Here is a 17597-nt window from a genome sequence, read left to right on the forward strand (position 1 = left end):
GCCGACCGCCGTCTGCGCCTCAGTCCGCCTCGACGTAGACCGTCGGGATCGCCGGATCCGACTTGCTGAGTGCGAGCGCGCGCACCGGCAGCTCTTCGCGCACACGCAGGTGATGCGCGCGGGCGGCAGCCGTCCCCGCCGCGCCCTCGGCGGCGGTGTCGATCTCGCCGCCCTCGACGAGGGTGACCTGGAGCGGACGTCCGTCCGGGTGCTCGGCAGGCGTATCCAGCGCTTCGAAGCCGTCGGAGACGACCACCGTCTCCGCTGCGGCGACGCCGTCGTCGAGGGTGCGGAACGCCGCCTTGCGCCCACCGAACGACGCCTTGTCGGCCGAGGCTTTGGCGACCCCGATCCATGCCCCATCGGAGTCCTGCCGGGCGACGAGCTTGTAGACCATGCTCGCGGTCGGATACCCGGAGCCGGTGACGACCGAGGTGCCGACGCCGTAGGCGTCCACGGGGGAGGCGGCGAGGGCTGCGATCGCGTATTCGTCCAGGTCGCTGGTGACCGTGATGCGGGTCTCGGTGGCGCCGAGCTCGTCGAGCTGTGCCCGGACCTCCGCGGCGACGATCGGGAGGTCGCCGGAGTCGATGCGGACGCCGCCCAGTCTGGTCCCGGCCACGCGGATCGCGGTCTCAACGCCGGTGCGGATGTCGTAGGTGTCCACGAGGAGCGTGGTGTCCACGCCCATGCTCTCGACCTGTGCCCGGAAGGCGTCCTCCTCGCTGTCGTGCAGCAGCGTCCAGGAGTGGGCGGCGGTGCCCATGGTCGGGATGCCCCAGGCGCGCCCGGCCTCGAGGTTGCTCGTGGCGCCGAAGCCGGCGATGTAGGCGGCCCGCGCGGCAGCAACCGCCGAGCGCTCCGCCGCGCGGCGGGAGCCCATCTCGGCGAGCGGTCGCTCACCGGCGGCGATGCTCATGCGCGCGGCGGCCGTCGCGACGGCGGAGTCGTGGTTGAGCACGCTCAGCGCCAGGGTCTCCAGGACAACCGCGTCCGCGAACGAGCCCTCGACCGTGAGGATGGGGGACCCGGGGAAGTACAGCTCGCCCTCGCGGTAGCCACGGATGGTCCCGGTGAAGCGATAGCGCTCGAGGTAGGCGAGGGTCTCGGGGTCGACGACGCGCTCGTCGCGGAGGAAGCGCAACTCGTCGTCACCGAAGCGGAAATCGCGCAGCAGCCCGAGCAGCCGCCCGGTGCCGGCCACGACGCCGAAGCGGCGTCCGCCGGACAGCCGTCGCGAGAAGAGCTCGAAGACACTCGGACGGGAGGCGGTGCCGTCCCGGAGCGAGGCGGCGAGCATCGTGAGCTCGTAACGGTCGGTGAGCAGCGCCGTCGACGTGGTCATGCGCTCAGCTTAGTGAGGCCAGGATGCACGAGGCGCCGCGCACGCGGGTAGGCTTGGGGGTCATGAACGACGCGCCCATCGGGATCTTCGACTCCGGTGTCGGCGGGCTCACGGTGGCCAGGGCCATCCGGGCCCAGCTGCCCCGCGAATCGTTCGTCTACATCGGCGACACCGCCCACTCGCCGTACGGCCCCAAGCCCATCGCCGACGTGCGCCGCTACGCGCTCGAGGTGCTCGACACGCTCGTGGACCAGGGCGTGAAGATGCTCGTGATCGCCTGCAACACGGCCTCCGCGGCCATGCTGCGCGATGCGCGCGAGCGCTACGACGTGCCGGTCGTCGAGGTGATCGGTCCGGCCGTGCGACGCGCGGTGTCCACGACGAGGAACGGCCGGGTCGGCGTGATCGGCACGGTCGGCACCATCGGCTCCCGGGCGTACCAGGACATGCTCGAGGTGAACGAGCGCCTGCAGGTGTTCACGGCGGCCTGCCCCCGGTTCGTCGAGTTCGTCGAGGCCGGGGTGACCGGGACCCCCGAGGTGCTGGCCGTCGCCGAGGAGTACCTCGCACCACTGCGCGAGGCCGAGGTGGACACGCTCGTCCTCGGCTGCACGCACTACCCGTTCCTCCGTGGCGCCATCAGCTACGTCATGGGGGAGGGCGTGACCCTGGTCTCCAGCGACGACGAGACCGCGGGTGACGTGTACCGCCAGCTCGTGCGCGGTGATCTGCTGGCGCCGCCCGACGCCACCGCGACCTACGTCTACGAGGCCACGGGCGACTCCGCCGATGACTTCACGGCGCTCGCGAACCGGCTCATGGGCCGTGAGGTGCGCGACGTGCAGCTCGTCCAGACCGGCGTCATCACGCTTCCCGATTCCGCCCTCGACGCGCGCTGAGCCCGTCGCTCCATCCCCGACCGAGAGAAGCACATGACCGACATCGTCCGCGCCGACGGCCGTTCCACCTCGCAGCTCCGCGAGATCACCATCGAGCGCGGCTGGAGCGCGCAGGCCGAGGGCTCGGCTCTCATCAGCTTCGGCGGGACGAAGGTGCTGTGCACCGCCTCGTTCACGAACGGTGTGCCGCGCTGGCTCACCGGCAAGGGCAAGGGCTGGGTCACAGCGGAGTACGCCATGCTCCCGCGCGCGACGAACAGCCGCAACGACCGGGAGAGCGTGAAGGGGCGCATCGGCGGCCGGACGCACGAGATCTCCCGCCTCATCGGACGCGCTCTCCGCGCCGTCGTCGACACCAAGGCGCTGGGCGAGAACACCATCGTCATCGACTGCGACGTGCTCCAGGCGGACGGCGGCACCCGCACGGCGGCCATCACCGGCGCCTACGTCGCCCTGGCCGACGCGATTGAGTGGGGACGGGACAAGAAGTTCATCGGCAAGAACTCGACGCCGCTGCTCGACTCCGTCGCCGCGGTCTCGGTCGGCATCGTCGACGGAGAGCCGATGCTCGACCTCGCCTACGTCGAGGACGTCCGCGCCGAGACCGACATGAACGTCGTGGTGACCGGTCGCGGCCTGTTCGTCGAGGTGCAGGGCACGGCCGAGGGGGCGCCGTTCGACAAGCGCGAGCTCGACGCGCTCCTCGACCTCGGGGTCGCCGGCTGCGCGGAGCTGAAGGACCGGCAGCTCGCCGCTCTGGCGGGAGCCTGAGCATGCGCGTCGTCCTCGCGACCCACAACCCGCACAAGGTCGCGGAGTTCCAGCAGATCGTGCAGCAGACGCGGCCCGACCTGGAGGTCGTCGGCTACGACGGTCCCGAGCCGGTCGAGGACGGGGTGACGTTCGCCGAGAACGCGCTCCTCAAGGCGCGTGCGGCTGCCGCGCACACCCGCCTCGCGGCGCTCGCCGACGACTCCGGCATCTGCGTGGACGTGCTCGGCGGCTCGCCAGGGGTGTTCTCGGCGTACTGGGCAGGGCAGAAGAAGGACGCCACGGCGAACCTGGAGCTGCTGCTCGACCAGCTGCGTGACATCGCCGACCCGCATCGATCGGCGCACTTCACCTCGACCATCGCGCTCGTCCTCCCGGACGGTCGCGAGCACGTCGTGGAGGGGGTCTGGCCCGGACGCCTCGCCCACGAAGCCTCCGGAGCCGGGGGCTTCGGCTACGACCCGATCTTCCTCCCGGACGGTCAGCCGGCCGGCGCGGAGCGCACCGTGGGGGAGTTCACGGCGGAGGAGAAGCAGGCGCAGTCGCATCGCGCCCGCGCCTTCACGGCGCTCGTGCCGCTGCTCGCCGCGCTCTGAGCATTCCGCGGAAGAATCCCTGCTGAAGCTGAGAATCGTTACTGTTCCCGACTAGCCGGGAACGGCCTCGCTGCACCCGCCACCGGGCTAGCCTGGGGGCATGCACGATCACGCGCCCGCGCCCGGCGGTCTCCGTTCGGCGAGCAGCCGCCGCCTGCTCGCGATCTCCCTGACCCTCACGGCCACCGTGATGATCGTGCAGGTCGTCGGAGCTCTGCTCACGGGCTCGCTGGCGCTGCTCGCGGACGCCGCGCACATGTTCACGGACGCCTCGGCGCTCGTGATCGCGCTGATCGCCGCGACCGTGGCGGCGCGGCCCGCGGACGACCGGCGGACGTTCGGCTATCAGCGCGCGGAGGTCTTCGGCGCGCTCATCAACGCGGTCATCCTCATCGCCCTCGCCACGGTCGTCGCCGTGCAGGGGGTGCAGCGGCTACTGAACCCCGCCGAGGTCGAGGTCGCCGGCGGGCTCATGCTCGTCGTCGCGGTCGTCGGCCTCGTCGCGAACGCGGTGTCGATGTGGCTGCTCAGCCGTGCCCAGCGCACGAACCTGAACGTGCGCGGCGCCTACCTCGAGGTGATGGGCGACCTGCTCGGCTCGCTCATGGTCATCATCGCGGCGGGCGTGATCCTCGTGACGGGCTGGATGCCGGCCGACGCCCTCGCCTCGCTGTTCATCGCGGCGATGATCATCCCGCGGGCGTTCGTCCTGCTCAAGGAGGTGTTCTCCGTGCTCGCCGAGTCGGCGCCGAAGGGCATGGCCGTCGGCGAGATCCGCACCCACCTGCTCGGCTACGACGGCGTCGTCGGGGTCCACGACGTGCACGTGTGGCAGCTCACCCGCGGTGCTCCGGTCTTCACCGCGCACGTCAGCGTGCGGCCGGACCTGCTGGCGGACGGCCGCTCGGCGGCGCTGCTGTCGGAGATGCAGGCGTGCCTCGCGGATCACTTCGACGTCGCGCACTCCACGTTCCAGATCGAACCAGCCGAGCAGAGCGACTGCGAACCGCACCACGCCTGAGCGGCGTGCCCCTCAGGCCTCGACGGTGATCTCGTCGACGGTCTTGTCGGGACGCAGACCCCGCCAGCGGGCGTGCCGCAGGAAGCCGTCCGGCGTCCAGTTCGCGAACTCCACCTCGCCCACGACCTCGGGGCGCACCCACAGTGCGTCGGAGGCGTCGGGTCGGGGGACACCGTCGAGCGGTGCGCGCGGCACCCGCAGCGGCTCCAGGCGCGCCAGGAGATCGCGGAGGATGCGGTCCGTGAAGCCGGTGCCCACACGACCGATGTAACGGAGATCGCCATCCTCCGGGACCGCGAGGAGGAGGGAGCCGAGAGTGCCCTCCCGCTCGCCCTTCCCCGGGCGGATGCCGACGATCACCGCCTCCTGCATGCGGGTGTTCTTGAGCTTGAGCCAGGACGACGAGCGCTGGCCGGCACGATACCGTGACGCCGGGTCCTTCACGACGACGCCTTCCAGACCGAACTCCTCGCTCGCGGCCAGCGCCGCGTCCACGTCGTCGAAGACGGGAGGGACCCGGATAGGCGCGTCGACCCCCGCCACGATGTCGCCGAGCAGCGTCCGCCGCTCGCGCAGCGGCATCCCGGTGAGGTCGTGCCCGTCGAGACGGAGCAGGTCGAACAGCATGTACACGACGGGCGTGCGCACGACCTCGCGCTCGATCTCCCGCGGCCGGGTGAGATGCATGCGGTTCTGCAACAGCGAGAAGCTCGGCCGGCCGGCGCTGTCGAAGGCGACGGTCTCCCCGTCGACGATCGCCTCGTCGACCGGGAGGAACGGGGCGCCGTCGGCCGTCAGCTCGGGGTAGCGGGCGGTGATGTCGGTGCCGCGACGGGCGTGCAGCGACATCTGCCCGTCGCGCCAGGTGCCGATCGCACGGATGCCGTCCCACTTCACCTCCACCCAGGACGGGGTGCTGAGGTTCCGAGCGATCGCGGGGGTGCCGTTCTCGGCGAGCATCGGGGCGAGGGAGGGGAGGGTCGCTCCGGCGGGGGACGGTGCGGGCGCGGCGAGGGGCCGTCCGTGGCGGGCGGGGGCGGGGGCCGCCGCCCGGATCGCGGGTGCCAGGGTCGCGGCGGGCGCGTTCGCAGGCAGTGCCGGAGCGTCGGGGCGGAGCGACGAGAGGGGGTCGAATCCCGCAGCCGCGCGCGCGAGCACGTCGTCCAGTTCGAGGTGTGCGAGCCCCGGATCGTCGAGCTCCTCCCACGTGCGTGGCGCCGCGACCCCGGGGCGAGCGCGCCCGCGCAGGGAGTACGGGGAGATCGTCGTCTTCTTGCCGTTGTTCTGGCTCCAGTCGAGGAACACCTTGCCCCCGCGCACGGCCTTGGACATGACGCTCGTCGCAAGATCCGGGTGCTCGTTCTCGATGATGCGGGCCAGCTCCTTGACCACGGCTGAGACCTCGGCGCTGGTCTGCTCCCCGGGCAGGGACGCGTAGAGGTGGATGCCCTTGCTGCCGCTCGTGACGGGAAGGGGGTCGAGACCCATGCCGGTGAGGAGCGTCCTGGCGATCCGGGCGACCTCGGCGCACTGCGCGAGGTCGGCACCGGGTCCGGGATCGAGATCGAGCACGAGACGGTCCGGGCGTCCGGGCAGACCCTCCGGGGTGAACCGCCACTGCGGCACGTGCAGCTCGATCGCCGCGACCTGCGCGAGCCACACGAGCGTGGGCACGTCCTCCACCAGCGGGTACGCCTTGGGACCGTCGGAGTGCTGGATGTCCTGCCGCGGGATCCAGTCCGGAGCCCCGGGCTCGAGCTGCTTCGTGAAGAAGGAGTCTTCGGGGGCGGCGGCGGTGCCGACGCCCTCGACCCAGCGCTTGCGGGTGACTGGGCGGCCGTCGAGGAGCGGCAGGAGCAGGGGCGCGATGGCCGTGTAGTAGGCGATGACCTCACCCTTGGTCGTGCCCGTCTCCGGATAGACGACCTTGTCGAGGTTGGTCACGCGCAGTCGTCGGCCGTCGACCTGTACGACCTGCGCCTCTCCCACCATGGAGCCAGCGTAGTCAAGGGGTGGTCGTGACGGGTGGGGCTGGTGTCTACTGGTGTGATGAGGACGATCTGGAAGGGCGCCTTGACGTTCGGGCTGGTGAACGTGCCGGTCAAGGTGTACTCCGCGACCGAGGACCACGACGTGCCGCTGCATCAGGTGCACGACAAGGACGGCGGCCGCATCCGCTACCAGCGGACCTGCGAGGTGTGCGGCGAGACGGTCGCGTACTCCGACATCGACCGCGCCTACGTCGACGACGGCCAGACGGTCGTGCTCACCAAGGACGACCTCGCCGCGCTGCCGGCGGAGAAGAGCCGCGAGATCGACGTCGTGGAGTTCGTGCCCTCCGAGCAGGTCGATCCGCTCACCCTCGACAAGCCGTACTACCTGGAGCCCGACTCGAAGTCGCCCAAGGCGTACGTGCTGCTGCGCAAGACTCTGGAGCAGACCGACCGCACCGCGATCGTGCGGTTCACGCTGCGCCAGAAGACCCGGCTCGCCGCGTTGCGCGTGCGGGGCAAGGTGCTCGTGCTCCAGACGCTCCTGTGGTCGGACGAGGTCCGGGAGGCGGAGTTCCCGTCTCTCGATGAGGACGTGCGGATCTCGAAGAAGGAGCTGGAGCTGTCTTCTTCGCTCGTGGACAGCTACTCGGCCGACTTCGACCCCGAGGAGTTCGTCGACGAGTACCAGAAGGAACTGCGCACCCTCATCGACGCGAAGATCGAGGCCGGGGAGACGTTCGATGTGGCCGAGACGTTCGGCGGCGACGCCGAGAAGGCAGCGGACGGCGGCGAGGTGATCGACCTGATGGAGGCGCTGCGCGCGAGCGTGGCCCGCTCCAAGGAGAAGCGCTCGAAGAACGCGGGCTGACCCGCCACGGGGTCAGTGCTTTCCGTCGCCGTCGAGGTCGGGGGCCCGGTCGAACACGTCGGCGTCGAGGACGAGCTCCTCCGCCTCCTCATGGTCGGTCACGACGTCTTCGCCCGCGGCCGCGGCCTTCTTCGCCTTGTGGCGCTCGGTGAGGTAGTGCCACAGGGTGACGATCGCCGTCCCGCCGACGGCGATGAGCAGGATGATGTCGATGTACTCGACGACGAGGTGCCGGATCCACGGGATGTAAGCGATGAGGTAGCCGACCATCGTGAGGCCGAAGCCCCAGATCATCGCTCCGATGAAGTTGTAGAGCGAGTAGCGCCGCCAGGGCATGTGGCCCACGCCGGCGGCGACCGGGGCGAACGTGCGCACGATCGGCACGAAGCGCGCGAGGATCACGGTGAGTCCGCCGAAGCGCTCGAAGAACGCGTTGGTGCGCTCGACGTTCTTCTTGCTGAACAGGCCGGACTCCTTGCGTTCGAACACCGCGGGGCCGCCCTTGTGTCCGATGACGTAGCCGACCTCGCCGCCGATGAACGCCGAGAGGGCGATGAGCAGCGAGACGACCCAGATGTTCACGCCGAAGACGTTGCTCGTGTGGGTCAGCAGGCCCGCGATGATGAGCAGCGTGTCACCGGGCAGAAGGAAGCCGACCAGCAAACCGGTCTCGGCGAAGATGATGAAGCAGACCACGAGGAGCGCCCACGGACCCGCCGCCCCGATGATCGTCTGCGGATCGAGCCACGGGATGAGCGCGGTGGGGGCGTGCAGCATGCTTTCGAGCACTGGCGGGATTCCCGTCGGTCGTGAGGTGTCGGCGGTGGAGCGATGCGGGCGCCGAAGCACCCGTCGTGCGGAAGGTGGGACTTGAACCCACACGCCCTGGGGCACAGGAACCTAAATCCTGCGTGTCTGCCAATTCCACCACTCCCGCGCGGTGGCTTCAGTCTACTGACCCGCGCGCTGTTCGACCCTGGGGATCGTCCCGCAGTTCCGCGCCGTCACGCCGAGCGGCGACGCTCCAACCGGACGACGGCGACGAGGGCTCCCGCCGCGAGTGCACCGAGGCCGCCCATCGCCATGTCGCCGATGGTGTCCTCATAGGTGACGAAGATCTCGTCGGTGATGAACGTGCGACCCGCCCACTCGATCATCTCCCACACGGCGCTGGCCGCGAGCCCGATCACGGTGCAGAGGACGATCGGGATGCGGGGGCGGAACGTCGGCGACTCCTGCGCGGTGACGATGCCGAGGCGGGAGAGCACGAGGTAGCCGGTGGCGGCGAGGGCGCCTGTGCAGACGAAGTGCACGACGAGGTCCCACCCCGTGAGCGTGCGGTACAGGTCGAACACGTTGCTCGCCGCCGCGATGAGCACGATCAGGCCGATCGCGAGGTCGATGCCGCCGCGCATCCCGAGGACGCGGGGGAGCATGAGGGCAGGGAGGGCGAGGGCGAGGATGCCGGCGTCGGTCGCTGTCGACCAGATCGCTGCGACGAGGACGCTGAGGATGCCGATCACCCGGACGGCGTCGGCACCGTATTCTGCCACGGACTGCGGTGGGCGGAGGAAGTCCTCCTTCATGCGGGCTCCTCGGAGGCGACGGCGGCGAACGGGGCCAGATCGATCAGGGCGTGCACGGGGAGATGATCCGACGGCCAGCCCCCTCCATACTGCCGCGCGTCGATGCCGGCCCGGCGCACGGGAAGCGCGGGGGAGACGAGGATGCCGTCGATGCGGCGTCCGCGGCGGGGCGTCCGATAGCCGGCGAACGTGCTCCAGGAGGGGGTGCGTCGGGACACGGCGGACGTCCACGAATCGCGGAGGACGTCGTCGGCTTCGAGGGCGCGCCATGCTGCCGAGCCGGCGGAGGCGTTGAGGTCCCCGAGGACGACGACGGGAGCAGCAGAGGCGGCGGCGACGTCGTGCACCGCCTGCGCCTGACGGAGCCGCGCCCAGGGCGAGAACGCATCGAGGTGGGTGTTGAGCACGGTGAGCACGGCGTCCGTGCGGCGGTCGCGGAAGGACGCCTCCACCGCCACGCGCGGCGCGACGCTCAGCCAGGAGCGGGAACCGGGGCGATCGGGGGTGCGTGAGAGGGCGATCTGTCGCCAGGTGCGCAGTTCCAGCCGGTCGGCGTCGTAGAAGAGCGGACAGCCCTCGCCGCGGGGTCCCGGGAGGCGGCCATGGCCGACGCGGCGGAACGAGGGCCCGAGGGCGGCAGAGATCGCGGCGGCCTGCGCGGGAAGGGCCTCCTGCACACCGACGACGTCCGGCCGCTCGGTGCGCAGGAGCGCGGTCAGCCGGGGGCGTCGGATCTCCCAGCGGTCGGCGCGCGGCCAGGCGAGCGCGCCGAGGTCGCGGCGGATGTTGAGGGTCATGACGTGCAGCTCGGTGGCAGACGGTGTTCCGAGGAGCGGGGCGGTCATCGGCGGGCTCCGGGCGCAGGGACACCGAGTCGGTGCAGTGCGCGGCGCAGAGCGAGCCGCACCCAGCGCACGGGAGGGAAGTCCTCCGGCCAGTGCATGAGGACGGTGCGGGCGCCGATCCAGGCCCGGCGGGCGAAGGAGCGGCCGCTGCCGAACGGGCGCATGGAGATGCCCATGTCGGTGTGCAGGAGCCAGCGGATGCGGTGGCGTTCGCCGACATGGAAGGCGAGGTCGAGGTCGTCGTGGAGGTCGGCGTCGGCGCGGTGCACGTGGTCCCGGACGGCGAGCCACGTCGATCGGCGGAGGGCGAGGTTCGACCCGAACAGCGGTACGTGACCGAGAGCCGAGCCGCACACGACGACGTAGGAGAAGAGGTAGGCCGCCGCCAGGGGGCGGCGCAAGAACCGAGGGCCGTCCACGAAATGAGCCCCGCCTGTCCAGGCGCCGACCCGCGGATCCCGCATGCACGCGGCTGCCATCGTCTCGATCCACCGCGGCCCCGGGACACCGTCCGCGTCGAGTCGCAGGATCACGTCGCCCGTCGCCGCGTCGCACCCGGTCGCGCTCGCCGCGGGGATGCCCGGGGTGTCGCACCGCACGACCCGTGCACCCTGCCGGACAGCCACGGCGGCCGAATCATCGGTCGAGGCGTTGTCCACGACGATGATCTCGTCGGGAGGAAGCGTCTGCCGGGCGAGGGCGCGGAGACACAGCCGCAGTTCCGCCGCGTCGTCCTTGACCGGGATGACCACGCTCAGGGTCGGTTCGGGGGCGGCTGGTGTGGCGCGGTGCACGTCGTCTCCTTGCAGGTCTGCTCCTCAGCCTAAGGAGCGCGACGGCGGGGGACGTACCGGTTGACACCAGGGCGGGCGGCTCGATACGGGAGACCTTAGGAGGAGTTCTCTATGCAGACGGCCTGCCCCTCGACGAAGGTATCGATCGCGGTCCGGCGGAGTTCCTGTTCGCGGTCGGGGTCCGCGTCGTCACCGTTCTGGACGCCGACGCGGTAGTCGTAGAGCGCGCGCAGGTCGTCGCTCACCGCGGTCGCAGCCTCCTGCACCTCGCCGTCGACCTCCAGATCGGCGTACTCGTCCGCGAGCTTCTTCAGGCGCTCGGTCTGCTCCGGGCTCGGCGTGCCGCCGACCGTGTCCTGGGCGAAGAAGGCCTCGAGCTCCGTGTCGACGGCGGCCACGCTCTGGCACTGCAGGAGATCGGCACCACTGGTGCAGCCGGACAGGAGGAGAACGCCGAGGAGGCCGCACGAGACAGTGAACCGCTTCATGCCCCCACCATACGTCGATGGAATGAACGCCCTCCAGCGTTCCCCAGAAGCAGTCTGCTGATCCATATAACACGACCGCGCATCGTTCAAGTCGGCATTAAGGAGGACAGACAAGAGACGCAGGTTGTGGCACCTTCTTCGCAGGCGGGCTGCATAGAAAGGTACAAAGATGAACCGCACGAGGAACATCTCGATGCTCGCCACTGCCGTCTCGCTGGTCGGGATCGCGCTTCTGTCATCGCCAGCCGCAGCTGACGACTACGTTCAGCCCGTGAATGACTCCATCACCGTGGATGGCGTCGAGTATCGCGCCGACGTCATGCCGGGTTTCGACCCGAGTTCAGGCGTCCAGATCGCTGGCTCGCCCACCCAGACGCGCGCAACCGCGCGTTCGGGAAGTTTCTGCCGGACCGGCTGGGTCGTCCCCGGGACAGGGACCAAGTACACGTCTGTTCAAGGTTGTTCGGTGATTGGTTGGGACGCCAAGGCGAAGTGGACCTACGACTGGGCCGCTAACTTCAACTCCAGCGGACGGATTTGTGCCGAAGGCAAGGGGTTCGTGAAATCCGGTACTCGATACGTGCAAACATGGCGTGGATTGGGCTGCAATAGCTCAGGCTCCGGGACCGTCCCGTGGGGAAACGTCGCCGGGAACTTGCAGATGCGGGGGTACGTTACCTCCGTTCCCATCGGGTGGGCTGGCGACTTCGGGTGAACGACCGTAGGCGATTGAGCCTCGCTCCGCTGGCCATCGGGGCTGTCGTCCTGATGGCCGGCGGCTGCACCGCCGCAGAATCAGTCACGGAATCGACGCAACTGAGACTGACGGGTGACGATGTTAGGCGTCTTGCCCAAGATCTCGACTGTGCTGAGGTTCGCGTACTCGAAGACGACGTGTATCACTACGACGCCATGACGGGCTTCGAGTGCGTCGGGGGCGATGGACGCTGGGTGACGGTTCGCGCCTACCAGTCCGACGCCTCGGTGGGGCAAGTGCTTGTGGACTGAGAGGGGCAGTTCGGGGATGACCTCAATGTCATCGCGGGGGCCAACTGGTTCGCTCTCGGTCCGCCGCAGCGTCTCGCACAGATTGAGGACATTCTCGAGATCGGACCATCACACGGAACCTCGGCTCCGTCGCCCGAACCGCTCACGCGAGAGCAAGAAGGTGTGCGGGCCTGCACTGTCGGAGTCGTGAGCATCGCCCGGAATCAGGTGCTCGGGTCTCCCGATGGAGCGCTCGCAGAGTCGTACGAGAGCGTCTTTCCTGGTATCGGACGAGAAGCGGATGAGGTGGCTGTGACGCTGACGGGCATGGTGACTTCCGAAGCTGATTTCGAGTATGCGATCGAGGATCTCGGGCCGGAGATCAAGTCATTTTGCGCCGAAACCGTTGAATGATCTCGGCCTCTTCGTGGAGGCCGCGCATGGGGTGTGGATAACTCCGCGGGCCGGGAGCGGATCGTTGCGAGGATGCAGGGATGGAGCAGCCCGCGTCGATCATCGCCGACCTCGTGCGGCGTCGGCTGCGGACCGAGGGGGTGGATCCGGCGACCGACCCGGAGCGGGCGCGGGAGGTGGCCCGGGCGGAGGTGCGGCGTCACGATGATCGGGCGCTCGCGCGGGGCGGGGTGCTCGTCGAGGACGAAGAGGCGTGCGTACGGGACGTGCTGGCGACGGTGAGTGGGTTCGGTGCTCTGCAGCCGCTGCTCGACGACTCGGGCATCGAGGAGGTGTGGGTCAACGGCGACGGGGCCGTGCACACGGCGCGGGGTGGGGTGGCAGAGCGGACGGCGCTGTGGTTGGACGAGGCGACGGTGCGGGATCTGGTGGAGAGGATGCTGCAGGCGACGGGACGGCGGGTGGACATCGGACAGCCGTTCGTCGATGCCTCGCTGCCGGACGGCTCGCGGCTGCACGTCGCGATCGCCGACGTCGTGCGCGGGTCGTGGGTGGTCAACATCCGCAAGTTCCTTCCCGGGCATCGCTCGCTGGAGGCGCTCACGGCACAGGGCGCGCTGGTTCCCGAGGCCGCGCGGGCCCTCGGTGAGGCGATGCGGACGGGCGCATCCGTGATCGTGTCGGGGGCGACCCATGCGGGGAAGACGACGATGCTCGGAGCGCTGCTCGCCGCCTGCGCGGCCGAACAGCGCATCATCACGGTGGAGGAGACGTTCGAGCTCGCGGTGGACGGCCCCGATGTGGTTGCGCTGCAGGGACGTCAGCCGAGCCTGGAAGGCACGGGGGAGATCACGCTTCGACGGTTGGTGAAGGAGGCCTTGCGGATGCGGCCGGACCGCCTCGTGGTGGGCGAAGTGCGCGATGCCGAGGCCCTCGACCTCGTGCTCGCGCTGAACACGGGCGTGCCCGGCGCCTGCACGGTCCACGCCAACTCCGCCGCGGAGGCGCTCGACAAGCTGTGCCTGCTTCCCCTGCTCGCCGGACGGAACATCGACCGCGACTTCGTCGCTCCGGCGATCGCGTCGTCCGTCGATCTCGTCGTGCACTGCGCGCGCGATGCGGCGGGGCGCCGATTCGTCGAGGAGATCGTCGCGCCGACGGGTGAGGTGATCCAGGGGCGGGTGCTCAGCACGCCGGTCTTCGGTGCCGGGCGCCCGCGCGGCCGATCGACCGTGGCCGGGACGGAGGCCCTCGCATGACGATCCTCCTCGGGGCGACGCTCGCGGCCGGCGTGCTCCTGATCCTGTCACCGTGGCTGTGGCCGGCGAGGGAGCGCTCCGCGACTGCTCCGCATCGCGGTCGTCTGGCTCGTCTCGCGGGCGAGGCAGGGTTTCCGGCGGTGCAGACCCGCTCCCTCCTGATCGGCATCGCCGGTGCTGCGCTCGGCGCCGCCTCCCTCGCCTGGCTCGTCACGGGGAGCGCCGCGCTCGCGATTCTCGCTGGGCTGGCCGGAGGCACGGCGCCGATCGCCTACCTGCGTGGCCGACGGCTGCGGCTGCGGCGTCTGCGGCGCCAGCTCTGGCCCGACGTCTGCGACCTGCTGATCGCCGCGATCCGCGTCGGCCTGTCGCTCCCCGATGCGGTGGCCACCCTCGCGGAGTCGGCTCCACCGCCGCTCCGACCCGCGTTCGACGTGTTCGCCCGAGACCTCCGGAGCAGCGGACGGTTCGACGCCAGCCTCGACCGGCTGAAAGTCGTCCTCGCTGATCCTCTCGGGGACCGGATCATCGAGACCCTGCGGATGGCGCGGCAGGTCGGCGGGACCGAGCTCATCGGCGTGCTGCGGGCGCTCTCGTCGTCCGTGCGCGCCGACGCGGCGCTCCGCGGCGAGGTCGAGGCGCGGCAGTCGTGGATCCGCGGGGCGGCCGTCCTCGGAGCCGTGGCACCGTGGGTCATCCTCACCCTCCTGATCCTGCGTCCGGAGGGGGCCAAGGCCTATGGCACCCCGGAAGGGATCGCCGTGATCGTCGTCGGCGCGGTCGTGTCCGTCGTCGCGTTCCGCCTTATGATCCGGATCGGTCGGCTGCCCGAGCCGCGTCGGTGGTTCGGGTGAGCGGGCTCTCCGCGCTCGCCGTGGCCGTGCTGCTCGGCGGGGGATTCGCCGCGGGTGTCCTCTCGCTTCTGGCGGGCCTCCCGCGGTGGCGGGCGGCGTCGCTCGCGTCGCGGATCGCGCCGTACGTGCGGGACGTCGTCGACGACGAGGTGTTGCCGCGCGACGCCTTCGCCGGGCCCGGCACCCTGCCCGCCGGAGGGTTCCGCCTCGGTGCGCGCGGGGCGCGGGCGCTCGACCGTCTGCTCGGCGGGACGGACGCTCTCCGACGGCGGCTCGCGCAAGCGGGCTCCGCACTCGATCCCGTCGCCTTCCGCGGTCGTCAGCTCGCGGTGATCGTGGGCGGAATCGCTGCCGGAGCGCTCGCCGTCATCGTTCTCGTCGTGATCGGTCGGTGGTCGCCTCCGGTCGGGTCGATCCCGCTCCTCGCGGGAGCGGCGGCCGGTGTGGCGTACGACCTGCGACTGTCGGCGCGGGTGCGTGCGCGGAAGGTGCGCCTGACCGAGGAGCTGCCGACGACGCTGGAGTTCCTGGCGCTCTGTCTCTCGGCGGGCGAGGGGTTCCTCGATGCCGTGAAGCGCGTGGCCGGTGTGGGGTCGGGGGAGCTCACGGGCGAGCTGCGTCGCGTGGTACTGGAGGTCGGGACGGGGTCGCCGCTGGCGGACGCGCTGAGCGCCATGGCGGCCAGGCTGGAGCTGCCGGGGCTGACACGGGCCGTGGACCAGATCGTCGCCGCGCTCGAGCACGGAGCGCCGCTCGCCGCCGTCCTCCGCGCGCAGGCCGACGACACGCGGGAGGAGGCCAAGCGCACGCTCATCGAGCAGGCCGGACGGAAGGAGATCTTCATGCTGCTGCCGCTGGTCTTCCTGATCCTGCCGCTGTCCGTCGTGTTCGCGATCTACCCGGGCCTGTTCATCTTGCGCCTCGGCATCGGGTGAGTGGTCGGTGGGTGAGGTCGCGAGGGCTTACGTTTTGTCTATGGGAAGTCTCGAGTACAACAGCTCTCGTCCGCCGATCGATGTCGAGGACACCCTGCTGGCGCATCTGAAGATCGTTATCTCCACGAAGCTGCGGCGCCAGGAGAGCTTCATGATGACGTGGCCGTCGGGCAAGAAGAGCCCCGGTCGGCTCTCCGCGTGGATGCACCCGGCCATCCCGCTGGTTCTCGAGTTCGACGCCGACCCGGTCCCGGCGATCGACCCGGCCCGGGTCAGTCACATGATGGAGCGCTTGAACGCGCGCGGCGAGCTCCTCATCGACGAGTTCACCTCCTGACGCTACCGCGGCTTCCCGCGGCGCTCAGACGTCCCAGTCCGGTAGTCCCCCGAGGTCTTCGGCGAGGCTTCCCTCGCCGGCTACCTTGACTCGGAAGAGGAACACTCGCGACGTCGGGTGGACGAGGACACTCGCGAGGCCGTCCGACGTGGCGAACGAGACGAATGTCGGCTCGGTACGTGCGGCGGCTTCGATCCGTTCTCGGAGGGCGACGACATCGGTGCCGCGAGGCAGAGGATAGGTGAGCCCGTCGATCTCGACCCGCGCCCGCATCTCATCGTCAGGTCCGGGGCGCATGCGTGACAGGCTATCCCTCGTCGTGGTGTCCGGACCCGGGGTTGTGCGAATCGTGCGACGGGAGTACAGAACCCCGCCGCTTCGTCCTTCGCGCAGCGACGACGATGATGACGACGGCGACGAGGATCACCACGCCGACGACGATCGCGGTCAGCACCGGAATCGACGGCAGCAGGGGTTGGGTTCCACGGGGCAGGAGCCTATTGCGCTCCCGCGGCTTCCGGTAGACGACCATGAAGGCCGCCCCTGTGGATAACGTCCGCGCCGCGACGGGTCGCCGATGCACACTGGCGGCATGATCTCTCGTGCGCGCTCGATGTTCCGTGCCCTGCAAGACGACGAACGGGGAGACGTGCCCGGCTGGGTGCTCGTCACATTGATGACCGCGGGCCTCGTCGTGCTCATCTGGGCGGTCGCCGGACCCGCGCTCACCTCCCTCTTCGAGCAGGCCATCCAGCGGGTATCGGGGCTCTGACATGCGTGCGCCTGCGGGGGTGACCGACGACCGCGGATCGAACCCGGTGGAGTTCCTCCTCGTCGGCACCCTGCTCACCGCGCTCACCCTCGCGGTGCTGCAACTGGCGTTCGCGATCTACGTGCGCAACGTCGTCCATGACGCCGCCGTGGAGGGAGCGTACTACGCGGCTCTCGCCGACACCACGGCCGCGGAGGGGGAGGAGCGGGCGCGCGAGGTCATCCGTCGTGCGGTCGGCCCCTCCTATGCGGACGACATCACGGTGGCCTCGGCACGGCGGGGCGGACAGGAGACCGTCGAGGTCCGCATCCGGACGACGCTCCCGGTGTTCGGGCTCGTCGGTGTCCCTGCGGCCTTGCAGGTGGAGGCTCACGCACCGGCGGAGTCGTTCGATGCGCGATGATGCGGGGTCGAGCTCGCTGGAGTTCATCGCCGTCGGGGTGATCATGCTCGTGCCGCTGCTGTACCTCGTGATCGCCGTGGGCTCGGTGCAGGAGCAGTCGTTGGGCGTCGAGGCCGCGGCGCGGCAGGCCGCACGTGCCATCGCCTCGGCACCCGACATGTCGGAGGCTGCCGGCAGCGGGGAGCGAGTGTTGGAGGCGATCGTCGAGGAGTACGGCATCGACCCCGACGCCATCGACGTGGCGGTCTCGTGCCGCCCCCGTCCATCGCCCTGTCCGGCGGCCGGAGCGACGGTGGTCGTCACGGTCTCGACGCGGGTGCCGCTGCCGCTCGTGCCGGGCGTGCTCGGACTCGACCAGGCGACCTCTGTCCCCGTGGAGGCTGTGTCGGTGCAGAAGGTGTCGCGGCGATGGGGCGGGGGATGAGGGGG

General features: G+C 70.3%; 24 protein-coding genes and 1 tRNA gene. 15 read left to right on the forward strand and 10 right to left on the reverse strand.

The window, feature by feature from the left end:
- Nucleotides 1–19: 19 nt before the first annotated feature.
- Nucleotides 20–1345: a nicotinate phosphoribosyltransferase gene (locus DW296_RS03485; protein WP_136051103.1), complete on the reverse strand. Its 1326-nt coding sequence runs from the start codon at nucleotides 1343–1345 to the stop codon at nucleotides 20–22.
- A 62-nt stretch (nucleotides 1346–1407) separates the two neighbouring features.
- On the opposite strand from DW296_RS03485, the gene murI reads away from it, so the two are divergent.
- The 4 genes from murI (at nucleotide 1408) to DW296_RS03505 (ending at nucleotide 4632) form a co-directional block, all read left to right on the forward strand.
- Entirely contained in the window at nucleotides 1408–2244 is an 837-nt protein-coding gene (gene murI, locus DW296_RS03490) for a glutamate racemase (protein ID WP_136051104.1), read from the forward strand.
- 33 nt (nucleotides 2245–2277) lie between these two features.
- Complete coding sequence (rph, locus tag DW296_RS03495) at nucleotides 2278–3015, forward strand: ribonuclease PH (protein ID WP_136051105.1); 738 nt, start codon at nucleotides 2278–2280, stop codon at nucleotides 3013–3015.
- A gap of 2 nt (nucleotides 3016–3017) precedes the next feature.
- Nucleotides 3018–3611 (forward strand): RdgB/HAM1 family non-canonical purine NTP pyrophosphatase, encoded by a 594-nt coding sequence (gene rdgB, locus DW296_RS03500; RefSeq protein WP_136051106.1) that lies wholly within the window; start codon nucleotides 3018–3020, stop codon nucleotides 3609–3611.
- 100 nt (nucleotides 3612–3711) lie between these two features.
- The gene (locus DW296_RS03505; protein WP_062636599.1) at nucleotides 3712–4632 is read left to right on the forward strand and encodes a cation diffusion facilitator family transporter; all 921 of its coding nucleotides are present in this window, start codon (nucleotides 3712–3714) and stop codon (nucleotides 4630–4632) included.
- A 12-nt stretch (nucleotides 4633–4644) separates the two neighbouring features.
- On the opposite strand, the gene ligD is transcribed toward DW296_RS03505, so the two are convergent.
- Nucleotides 4645–6624: a non-homologous end-joining DNA ligase gene (gene ligD, locus DW296_RS03510; protein ID WP_136051107.1), complete on the reverse strand. Its 1980-nt coding sequence runs from the start codon at nucleotides 6622–6624 to the stop codon at nucleotides 4645–4647.
- Between the two features lie 57 nt (nucleotides 6625–6681).
- Between ligD and ku the strand changes: the two genes are divergently transcribed.
- Nucleotides 6682–7494: a non-homologous end joining protein Ku gene (gene ku / locus DW296_RS03515; RefSeq protein ID WP_136051108.1), complete on the forward strand. Its 813-nt coding sequence runs from the start codon at nucleotides 6682–6684 to the stop codon at nucleotides 7492–7494.
- 12 nt (nucleotides 7495–7506) lie between these two features.
- Here the strand turns inward: ku and DW296_RS03520 are convergent, their stop codons facing one another.
- The 6 genes from DW296_RS03520 to DW296_RS16405 all read right to left on the reverse strand — a co-directional run bounded on the left by DW296_RS03520 (nucleotide 7507) and on the right by DW296_RS16405 (nucleotide 11207).
- Nucleotides 7507–8271: a DedA family protein gene (locus tag DW296_RS03520; RefSeq protein WP_062636605.1), complete on the reverse strand. Its 765-nt coding sequence runs from the start codon at nucleotides 8269–8271 to the stop codon at nucleotides 7507–7509.
- A 78-nt stretch (nucleotides 8272–8349) separates the two neighbouring features.
- Nucleotides 8350–8431 (reverse strand) — tRNA-Leu (locus DW296_RS03525).
- A 67-nt stretch (nucleotides 8432–8498) separates the two neighbouring features.
- Nucleotides 8499–9080 carry a hypothetical protein gene (locus DW296_RS03530; RefSeq protein ID WP_136051109.1) on the reverse strand — a complete coding sequence of 194 codons (582 nt, stop codon included), beginning with the start codon at nucleotides 9078–9080 and terminating at the stop codon, nucleotides 8499–8501.
- A complete protein-coding gene (locus DW296_RS03535; RefSeq protein WP_136051110.1) occupies nucleotides 9077–9925 on the reverse strand; it encodes an endonuclease/exonuclease/phosphatase family protein in 849 nt (282 codons plus the stop codon). Before DW296_RS03535 ends, DW296_RS03530 begins: the two co-directional genes overlap by 4 nt.
- Nucleotides 9922–10719: a glycosyltransferase family A protein gene (locus DW296_RS03540; protein WP_136051111.1), complete on the reverse strand. Its 798-nt coding sequence runs from the start codon at nucleotides 10717–10719 to the stop codon at nucleotides 9922–9924. The genes DW296_RS03535 and DW296_RS03540 overlap by 4 nt, the downstream gene beginning before the upstream one ends.
- Nucleotides 10720–10814: 95 nt before the next feature.
- Nucleotides 10815–11207 carry a hypothetical protein gene (locus DW296_RS16405; RefSeq protein ID WP_168428969.1) on the reverse strand — a complete coding sequence of 131 codons (393 nt, stop codon included), beginning with the start codon at nucleotides 11205–11207 and terminating at the stop codon, nucleotides 10815–10817.
- 193 nt (nucleotides 11208–11400) lie between these two features.
- On the opposite strand from DW296_RS16405, the gene DW296_RS03550 reads away from it, so the two are divergent.
- The 7 genes from DW296_RS03550 (at nucleotide 11401) to DW296_RS03580 (ending at nucleotide 15993) form a co-directional block, all read left to right on the forward strand.
- Nucleotides 11401–11922 carry a hypothetical protein gene (locus DW296_RS03550; protein ID WP_136051113.1) on the forward strand — a complete coding sequence of 174 codons (522 nt, stop codon included), beginning with the start codon at nucleotides 11401–11403 and terminating at the stop codon, nucleotides 11920–11922.
- Between the two features lie 14 nt (nucleotides 11923–11936).
- A complete protein-coding gene (locus tag DW296_RS03555) occupies nucleotides 11937–12215 on the forward strand; it encodes a hypothetical protein (RefSeq protein ID WP_136051114.1) in 279 nt (92 codons plus the stop codon).
- A gap of 186 nt (nucleotides 12216–12401) precedes the next feature.
- Nucleotides 12402–12608, forward strand: a complete 207-nt coding sequence (locus DW296_RS03560) for a hypothetical protein (protein ID WP_136051115.1) — start codon at nucleotides 12402–12404, stop codon at nucleotides 12606–12608.
- Between the two features lie 80 nt (nucleotides 12609–12688).
- Nucleotides 12689–13867: a CpaF family protein gene (locus tag DW296_RS03565; protein WP_136051116.1), complete on the forward strand. Its 1179-nt coding sequence runs from the start codon at nucleotides 12689–12691 to the stop codon at nucleotides 13865–13867.
- Nucleotides 13864–14721: a type II secretion system F family protein gene (locus DW296_RS03570; protein WP_136051117.1), complete on the forward strand. Its 858-nt coding sequence runs from the start codon at nucleotides 13864–13866 to the stop codon at nucleotides 14719–14721. Before DW296_RS03565 ends, DW296_RS03570 begins: the two co-directional genes overlap by 4 nt.
- Entirely contained in the window at nucleotides 14718–15656 is a 939-nt protein-coding gene (locus tag DW296_RS03575; protein WP_136051118.1) for a type II secretion system F family protein, read from the forward strand. Before DW296_RS03570 ends, DW296_RS03575 begins: the two co-directional genes overlap by 4 nt.
- Before the next feature lie 40 nt (nucleotides 15657–15696).
- Entirely contained in the window at nucleotides 15697–15993 is a 297-nt protein-coding gene (locus tag DW296_RS03580) for a DUF7882 family protein (protein WP_025105304.1), read from the forward strand.
- A 24-nt stretch (nucleotides 15994–16017) separates the two neighbouring features.
- On the opposite strand, the gene DW296_RS03585 is transcribed toward DW296_RS03580, so the two are convergent.
- Entirely contained in the window at nucleotides 16018–16290 is a 273-nt protein-coding gene (locus DW296_RS03585; RefSeq protein ID WP_126893634.1) for a hypothetical protein, read from the reverse strand.
- A gap of 10 nt (nucleotides 16291–16300) precedes the next feature.
- Nucleotides 16301–16525: a hypothetical protein gene (locus tag DW296_RS03590; protein ID WP_136051119.1), complete on the reverse strand. Its 225-nt coding sequence runs from the start codon at nucleotides 16523–16525 to the stop codon at nucleotides 16301–16303.
- 60 nt (nucleotides 16526–16585) lie between these two features.
- Between DW296_RS03590 and DW296_RS03595 the strand changes: the two genes are divergently transcribed.
- Genes DW296_RS03595 through DW296_RS03605 form a run of 3 tightly spaced genes read left to right on the forward strand, consistent with a single transcriptional unit; the run spans nucleotide 16586 to nucleotide 17592 of the window.
- Nucleotides 16586–16765, forward strand: a complete 180-nt coding sequence (locus DW296_RS03595) for a hypothetical protein (protein WP_136051120.1) — start codon at nucleotides 16586–16588, stop codon at nucleotides 16763–16765.
- A 1-nt stretch (nucleotide 16766) separates the two neighbouring features.
- Nucleotides 16767–17168 carry a TadE/TadG family type IV pilus assembly protein gene (locus DW296_RS03600; RefSeq protein ID WP_025105300.1) on the forward strand — a complete coding sequence of 134 codons (402 nt, stop codon included), beginning with the start codon at nucleotides 16767–16769 and terminating at the stop codon, nucleotides 17166–17168.
- On the forward strand, nucleotides 17158–17592 hold the full coding sequence (locus tag DW296_RS03605; protein ID WP_136051121.1) for a TadE family protein: 435 nt from the start codon (nucleotides 17158–17160) through the stop codon (nucleotides 17590–17592). The genes DW296_RS03600 and DW296_RS03605 overlap by 11 nt, the downstream gene beginning before the upstream one ends.
- Nucleotides 17593–17597: the final 5 nt, after the last annotated feature.

The organism is Microbacterium sp. K36 (assembly GCF_004794355.1).
Classification (GTDB): Bacteria; Actinomycetota; Actinomycetes; order Actinomycetales; family Microbacteriaceae; genus Microbacterium; species Microbacterium paraoxydans_D.

Excerpts from the sequence above, each read along its gene's own strand:
- DW296_RS03550 (WP_136051113.1), top strand. The coding sequence starts at position 11,401 with ATGCTCGCCACTGCCGTCTCGCTGGTCGGGATCGCGCTTCTGTCATCG.
- ku (WP_136051108.1), top strand. The coding sequence starts at position 6,682 with ATGAGGACGATCTGGAAGGGCGCCTTGACGTTCGGGCTGGTGAACGTG.
- DW296_RS03485 (WP_136051103.1), bottom strand. The coding sequence starts at position 1,345 with ATGACCACGTCGACGGCGCTGCTCACCGACCGTTACGAGCTCACGATG.
- DW296_RS03520 (WP_062636605.1), bottom strand. The coding sequence starts at position 8,271 with ATGCTGCACGCCCCCACCGCGCTCATCCCGTGGCTCGATCCGCAGACG.
- DW296_RS03590 (WP_136051119.1), bottom strand. The coding sequence starts at position 16,525 with ATGGTCGTCTACCGGAAGCCGCGGGAGCGCAATAGGCTCCTGCCCCGT.
- DW296_RS03505 (WP_062636599.1), top strand. The coding sequence starts at position 3,712 with ATGCACGATCACGCGCCCGCGCCCGGCGGTCTCCGTTCGGCGAGCAGC.
- rph (WP_136051105.1), top strand. The coding sequence starts at position 2,278 with ATGACCGACATCGTCCGCGCCGACGGCCGTTCCACCTCGCAGCTCCGC.
- DW296_RS03570 (WP_136051117.1), top strand. The coding sequence starts at position 13,864 with ATGACGATCCTCCTCGGGGCGACGCTCGCGGCCGGCGTGCTCCTGATC.
- DW296_RS03585 (WP_126893634.1), bottom strand. The coding sequence starts at position 16,290 with ATGCGCCCCGGACCTGACGATGAGATGCGGGCGCGGGTCGAGATCGAC.
- rdgB (WP_136051106.1), top strand. The coding sequence starts at position 3,018 with ATGCGCGTCGTCCTCGCGACCCACAACCCGCACAAGGTCGCGGAGTTC.
- murI (WP_136051104.1), top strand. The coding sequence starts at position 1,408 with ATGAACGACGCGCCCATCGGGATCTTCGACTCCGGTGTCGGCGGGCTC.
- DW296_RS03535 (WP_136051110.1), bottom strand. The coding sequence starts at position 9,925 with ATGACCGCCCCGCTCCTCGGAACACCGTCTGCCACCGAGCTGCACGTC.
- DW296_RS03530 (WP_136051109.1), bottom strand. The coding sequence starts at position 9,080 with ATGAAGGAGGACTTCCTCCGCCCACCGCAGTCCGTGGCAGAATACGGT.
- DW296_RS03605 (WP_136051121.1), top strand. The coding sequence starts at position 17,158 with ATGCGCGATGATGCGGGGTCGAGCTCGCTGGAGTTCATCGCCGTCGGG.
- DW296_RS03595 (WP_136051120.1), top strand. The coding sequence starts at position 16,586 with ATGATCTCTCGTGCGCGCTCGATGTTCCGTGCCCTGCAAGACGACGAA.
- DW296_RS03600 (WP_025105300.1), top strand. The coding sequence starts at position 16,767 with ATGCGTGCGCCTGCGGGGGTGACCGACGACCGCGGATCGAACCCGGTG.
- ligD (WP_136051107.1), bottom strand. The coding sequence starts at position 6,624 with ATGGTGGGAGAGGCGCAGGTCGTACAGGTCGACGGCCGACGACTGCGC.
- DW296_RS03580 (WP_025105304.1), top strand. The coding sequence starts at position 15,697 with ATGGGAAGTCTCGAGTACAACAGCTCTCGTCCGCCGATCGATGTCGAG.
- DW296_RS16405 (WP_168428969.1), bottom strand. The coding sequence starts at position 11,207 with ATGAAGCGGTTCACTGTCTCGTGCGGCCTCCTCGGCGTTCTCCTCCTG.
- DW296_RS03565 (WP_136051116.1), top strand. The coding sequence starts at position 12,689 with ATGGAGCAGCCCGCGTCGATCATCGCCGACCTCGTGCGGCGTCGGCTG.